This is a genomic window from Nostoc sp. (assembly GCF_036917635.1).
Lineage (GTDB): Bacteria > Cyanobacteriota > Cyanobacteriia > Cyanobacteriales > Nostocaceae > Nostoc.
This window is the reverse complement of sequence record NZ_JBALCW010000067.1, coordinates 117,589-124,521: the sequence shown is the minus strand read 5'-3', so window position 1 is coordinate 124,521 and position 6,933 is coordinate 117,589. Positions and strand designations below refer to the sequence as shown.

At 40.9% G+C, this 6,933-nt stretch carries 4 protein-coding genes; 2 read left to right on the top strand and 2 right to left on the bottom strand.

All coding sequences use genetic code 11. The features are described from left to right. On the bottom strand, positions 1-91 hold a 91-nt coding region (locus tag V7K32_RS28810), incomplete at its 3' end, for a cysteine peptidase family C39 domain-containing protein (RefSeq protein ID WP_442938759.1). A 195-nt stretch (positions 92-286) separates the two neighbouring features. Next, positions 287-697 (bottom strand): beta/gamma crystallin-related protein, encoded by a 411-nt coding sequence (locus V7K32_RS16910; RefSeq protein WP_334994990.1) that lies wholly within the window; start codon positions 695-697, stop codon positions 287-289. 549 nt (positions 698-1,246) lie between these two features. Between V7K32_RS16910 and V7K32_RS16905 the strand changes: the two genes are divergently transcribed. After that, positions 1,247-4,309, top strand: coding sequence for an S-layer family protein (locus V7K32_RS16905; protein ID WP_334994989.1), 3,063 nt, complete (start codon positions 1,247-1,249; stop codon positions 4,307-4,309). Continuing rightward, positions 4,275-6,899, top strand: coding sequence for a CHAT domain-containing protein (locus V7K32_RS16900; RefSeq protein ID WP_334994988.1), 2,625 nt, complete (start codon positions 4,275-4,277; stop codon positions 6,897-6,899). Before V7K32_RS16905 ends, V7K32_RS16900 begins: the two co-directional genes overlap by 35 nt. Positions 6,900-6,933 lie beyond the last annotated feature (34 nt).

Sequence of the window (6,933 nt, the reverse complement as noted above, 5' to 3'; positions counted from 1 at the left end):
TAAAGGTGCGTCCGTAGTGTTTGGCAACTGTGGCTAGGCTTGCAGCGCCACAATCTTCTTCACTGTGTTGCAGTACGCTGTTGTATTTCATTGTTTAAAAAATCAGTGAACAGTAAACAGTTATCAGCGAACCGGGAACAATTACTAGTAAAGTTATTGATATTAGTTAACTGATAACTGATAGTTGAAAACTGTTAACACTGCCTCAGAAATCTATACTCTGAGGCAGCTTTGCCCTCTAGACGAAAATCACTCAAAAGGTTGCTCTTAAATCAAATCTACGCTGCTACACTACACGGAAGGCGGAAGTGATATTGTCGTTATTAGCCCCAAGAAAATAGTCTCCTGGTCTGAGAACACCAGTAGACTGTCCTTTAAAATTTGAGTCGCTAAAGAAATTCCAGCTACCCCGTATAATCTTAATCGATGAGGTTTGATCGTTAAAACCGTTATTATTGCCTTCATTATCTAGCCCGATGTTGCCAAGGCCATCACCTGTCACTGAATTGAGTCCTAAGCTCCCGCCTCGCTCACCCGGATCTTTGAATAAAATTACATCTGGGTCAGGGCCTCCTACGAAACCGCCACCACTACAGGTAGCAGCCACCTCATCGTTAAGTTCTTTAACTGCGCTCAAACTCAATTCTGCTAATGTTTTCTTGTTCATATCTACTCCGTTGTTGTTGATGTTAGACATTGTTTCTCTCCTGAGTTTTAGATTTTGATTTGAACTGAAGGTAAGCCTTGTTTACTTCCTTCTGATTCTTAATTGGTAGCAGTGACATGATTTTATTCACTGTTAGGAATCAGAGTTGTTTCCGGCTTGCTAACCTTTCTGATTCTTAATTGGTAGCAGTGACATGATTTTATTCACTGTTAAAAATCAGGCGTTTTTGGCTGGCTTTCCCTTCTAATTTTTAATTGGTAGCAGTGACATGATTTTATTCACTTGATTCAGTAACGCCAATTTGGTAATATCCTCTCTTGTGCATAAATTTATTGTCTTAATATTTATAGTACTTACGCATTGACATAAAACTGACTATGTGCATTCCAGCTTATCTTCTGTTTTAGATGTTCGAGGATAAAATCACGAGCTACTTGAAGAGATAAATACCGTAGGCATCGCCTGTTTTTTCCTTTTTTCTTTAATCCATTTTTTCTCTATTTTGTCAATGCGTAAGTCCTGACTTCTACTCTTAATTGAGGCTGAAAAGCTAAATTTCCTTTTCTATAGGAGAATGCAATGTCTTTTAGAGCTATGCGTTTGCACTGGTTACAAGGTCTAGGAATTGCCATTGTCAGTGCCATTCCCTTATATGCAAATATCTCAGTTGCCGAAATCACACCAGACGGCACTCTCCCAAATAATTCCAATGTCAGATTAGAGGGTAATACCTTCAACATCACAGGAGGAAGTCAAGCAGGAAGTAATCTGTTCCACAGCTTTAAAGATTTTTCTGTGACTACTGGCTCTACAGCATTTTTTAACAATGCCCCAAACATTCAAAATATTATTAGCCGAGTCACAGGAAAGTCTATCTCTAATATTGATGGTTTAATCCGAGCCAACGGCACAGCTAACTTATTCCTACTTAATCCCAATGGTATTATTTTTGGTGAGAATGCCCGGTTAGATATTGGTGGTTCTTTTTTTGCCACATCTGCCAATAGTATGAAATTTGCTGATGGATTTGAATTTAGTGCCAAAAATCCTCAGTCTGCACCCTTATTAACTATTAGCGTGCCTGTTGGTTTGCAATTTGGGGCGAATTCTAGTTTTATTAAAGTACAGGGTAATCGTCAGCGAAAAACAGATTTTGATTCTTTGATCATTGAGACACAAGATGCGTTGCGGGTGCAACCCGATCAAACTTTAGCGTTAGTCGGTGGAGATATTAGTTTAACAGGGGCAACGCTGAAAACTGCTGGCGGACGGATAGAATTAGGCTCTGTCGCAGGAAATGGTTTAGTTAGTCTCACGCCTACTAATAAAGGTTTTGCGTTGGGTTATGATGGTGTGCAAAATTTTGGGAATATTCAATTATCCCAACAAGCGATCGCCGATGCTAGTGGAGAAGGTTCTGGTGATATTAATATCAAAACTGGTACATTGTCAGTCAGTGGGGATAGTGGACTGTATGCTAGAACTAACGGGCAAGGTAGTGCAGGTAGTATTAAGATTAATGCCTCCAATGCTGTGAGCTTCGAGGGAGGGGGAGCTTTTGCCGGGGTAAATAGCGGCGCTAAGGGTGATGGTGGCAATATCAGCATTGATACAGGCATACTTTCTGTTAAAGGCGGTGCCCAACTGTTAACCAGAACTTACGGTGAAGGAAATGCGGGTAGCATAACGATTACTGCTGATACAGTTTTTTTAACAGGATTGACAGACAAAACCCAACCAACTATCGGTAGCGATGTTGTTGAAAACAGTACTGGCAATGGAAATGACATTACAATCAAGGCAAATTCTATTATTCTTGATAATCAGGCGATTGTCGCTGCAAGTATCCTCAATGGAAAGGGAAAGGATGGAAATCCCGCTCAAGCTGGGAATGTGACTTTGGAAGCGACGGATCAAGTTTCCTTGAAAAACAACACTCGCGTTTTTAGTGAAGTGGGTTCAAATTCATTCGGGAATGGTGGAAGTATCAACATCAAATCGCCGGAAGTATCTTTAGACAATAGCGTATCTTTAATTACCCAAATTCAAGAGAATGGTAAAGGTAAGGCAGGCGATATTAATATCGAAACTGGTAAATTGTCAGTGAGTCGGGATAGTGGACTGCATGCTATAAGTAGCGGGCAAGGTAGTGCAGGTAGTATTAAGATTAATGCCTCCAATGCTGTGAGCTTCGAGGGGGGGGGAGCCTTTACCTGGGTAAATAGCGACGCTAAGGGTGATGGTGGCAAGATCAACATTGATACAGGCATACTTTCTGTTAAAGACGGTGCCCAACTGTTAACCACAAATTACGGGAAAGGAAATGCGGGTAGCGTAACGATTACTGCTGATAGAGTTTTTTTAACAGCATTGACAGGTAATGTCAAACCAACTATCGGTAGCGATGTTAATGGAAACAGTACTGGCAATGGAAATGATATTACAATCAAGGCAAATTCTATTATTCTTGATAATCATGTGATTGTCGCTGCAAGTATCCTCGAAGGAAAGGGAAAGGATGGAAATCCCGCTCAAGCTGGGAATGTGACTTTGGAAGCGACGGATCAAGTTTCCTTGAAAAACAACACTCGCGTTTATAGTGAAGTGGGTCTAAATTCATTCGGGAATGGTGGAAGTATCAACATCAAATCGCCGGAAGTATCTTTAGACAATAGTGAACTGCGTGCTACAACTAGCGGGCAAGGTAGTGCAGGTAATATTAAGATTAATGCCGATAGTGAGTTGCTTCTTAAAGATGGAGCGCAAATAACTGTCAGCAGTACAAGTAAGAGTGAAGCAGGCAATTTAACAGTAGATGCTAACTCTATCCGTCTTGACAACGGCGCAAAAATAAGCGCTGACACTACCGGAGGAGGTGGAAATATCATTCTCAACTCGCCTCTACTCTTATTACATCGAGGTAGCAGTATTACCACTAACGCCAGGGGTTATGATATCCCTGGCGGCAATATTACCATTGATGCCAAAAATGGCTTTATCATCGCCGTTCCCAATGAAAATAGCCACATTAGTGCAAATTCCGCTAATTCCCGTGGTGGGAATGTTAAAATCGAGAATGCTGCTGGTATCTTTGGCATCCAGTCTAGAAAAGAACGTTCGCCAACAAACACAAGTGATATTACCGCCACAGGAGCAACTCCTGATTTAAGCGGCAATGTGCAAATCAACATAGTTGATGTAGACCCCACTCGCGGCTTAATCGAACTCCCTACTAATCTCGTTGATGTCTCGCAGCAAATTTCTACCGCCTGCACACCTGGAACTCGGCAATTCCAAAATACATTTGTCGCAACAGGACGCGGCGGACTACCTATCAGTCCTACTGAGCCATTACAAGATTTAAGTACTCTATCAGGTTGGGTAAGATTGAAAACACAACCACAAAACTTCGCACACACAGCGCCTGTGCCACAACCAACAGCATCAACTACTCCTAAAATTGCTGCTACAATTCCAATTGTGGAAGCTTCTGGTTGGGTAGTTGATCGCAATGGAAACATAGAACTAGTAGCACTTCCTCAAGTCAACCCCCACAGCCCTTGGCAAACACCTGCTTCCTGTCCTGTATCTCAGGGAGGTGTGAAATATGGCAAAACTTCAGCTGCCAAAGCGAGTCGTTAGATTTGCGGTAACTTCCCTAGTCCTATTTACCCTTGCTGTTTTCCTGAATATTATCCCTAGCACATTTGCTAAACAACAAAAAACAAATTCACTAGACCAGTTTCACATCCAAACCAATAAATCCCCAGCCAGAATACCACAGTCAGTTCTTGAGCAAGGAGAAGCGCTTTATCAAGCTGGACGCTTTACCGAAGCGGTAACTATTCTACAACGAGCTGTCCGTATCTATCAACAAGAAAGCAATAACCTTGCACAAGCCGCAGCCCTGACTAACCTTTGTCTTGTATACCAGCAACTCGGCTCTTGGAAAGAAGCTTATGCAACTATTGACAATAGCTTAAATTTACTTGGCTGGGATGAGAGAAATCAAAAGTTAAATCTTAATAATCCCAAATCTGAATTATTAGAAATTCTTGCACAAACTCTAAATATTCAGGGCGAATTGCAACTAGCACAGGGACAAACTGATACATCTATAAAAACATCACAACAAGCAGAGCAAATCTGGAAGAAATTAGGTGACAATGCTGGAGTAACGCGCAGCCGGATTAACCAAGCACAAGCTCTACGAATTGCTGGTTTTTACCGCCGGAGCTTAGATATATTGAAGGAAGTATCCCAACAATTAATTTCTCAACCTGAGTCAATTGTAAAAGTAACAGCTTTGCGATCGCTTGGCAATGTCTTACAACAATTAGGCGAACTTGAGTCATCCCAGAAAATTTTACAACAAAGCTTAGAAATCGCTCAACGTCTACAACTGCCTCTAGAAATAAGTTTGACGGAATTTAGCCTCGGTAATACTGCCAGGTCGTTAAGTAATATTAAAGATGCGATCGCTCATTATGAAAATGCTGCCAAAATTGCACCAAACCCTCTTACCAAAGTTCAAGCCCTGATTAATCAGCTGAGTTTGCTTGTCGAAAACGAACGCATCACTGAAGCAAAGTCATTAATACCCACAATCCAATCTCAATTCCCCAATCTGCCTACCAATCAAGCTGGTATTTATGCACGGATCAATTTTGCTCAGACTTTGACCACAATTGGTAACAAAAAATACATTGCAGATATTCTGGCAAGTAGCGTTCAGCAAGCCAAAATAATCGGCGATGAACGTGCCGAATCCTATGCACTGGGCAGTTTGGGAGAAGTTTACGAGCAGAACCAACAATTGCAAGAAGCACAAGATTTGACGCAACAAGCATTATTTATGGCTGAAAAAATTGATGCTTCAGATATAGCTTATCGCCTTGAGTGGCAGTTAGGACGTTTGCTCAAAGCACAGAGAAATATCCCAGCCGCCATATCTGCTTATGATGCTGCTGTAACAACTCTTCAGTCTCTTCGCAGAGATTTAGTTGCAGTTAATCGAGACGTGCAGTTTAATTTTCGCGATCGCATAGAACCTCTTTATCGGCAATCTGTAGAGTTGATTTTACAAGAGATTGGACAAGGAAAACCAGATTTAGATAAAGCACGTCAGCGAATCGAAGCTTTGCAAGTTGCAGAACTCGACAATTTTTTCCGAGAAGCTTGCTTGAACAACCAATTTGTGGTGTTAGACAAAGTAGTAGACCGCGATAACCCGAATACTGCTATTTTCTACCCGATTATCCTAGATAACCATTTAGAAATTATTATCAAACTTCCCAATCAAACATTGATACATAAAACTTCTAAAGTCAACCGTCAGCAAGTAGAGCAAGTTATTACAAAAATACGAGAGACAATAGTCGAACCCGATGCTAATCAGAAATTTAAAGCAGCTTCTCAACAGCTTTATAATTGGTTAATCAAACCAGTTGAAACAGACCTCAAAAATAGTAAAGTTAATACTTTAGTCTTTATTCCAGATGGGTTGCTGCGAAATGTCCCGATGTCTGCATTGTATGATGGCAGAGAGTATTTAGTCCAAAAATACTCTGTAGCTATTAGCCCCGGACTGCAACTATTTACCCCCAAACCTTTAGCACACAAAAAATTAAATGCCCTATTTGGAGGACTATCGCAACCACCCAAAAATGAAAATTTTGCAGCGCTTCCCAATGTTTTGGTTGAACTGAAATTAATTCAGGAATCAGGCGTATCGACAACTACATTATTGGATAAAAATTTTACCAGTACAAATTTAGCAAAAACTATCAACGCTCAAGCTTTTAGAGTTGTTCACTTGGCAACTCACGGGCAATTTAGCTCTAAAGCAAAAGACACTTTTATCTTAGCAGCTGATAGACGCATCAATGTTAGTGAATTAGATAGCTTGCTCAAAACTAGAGAGCAAAAACGAACAGAGCCAGTTGAATTACTTGTTTTAAGTGCTTGCGAAACAGCAGCAGGAGATAACCGAGCTGCATTAGGATTAGCAGGAGTTGCTTTGCGTGCAGGTGCGCGGAGTACTTTGGCTTCTCTATGGCAAATTGGCGATAACTCCACAGCTTTGTTTATTAAGGAATTTTACCACCAGTTAGTGAGTGGTAAAACAACAGCAGAAGCTTTACGCTTTGCTCAATTAAAATTACTTGAAGCTCCTGAATATAACCGTCCGATGTACTGGGCGCCCTACGTTATAGTTGGTAATTGGTTATAAAAATCTAGGCTTATAGATACTTTACTGGATATTA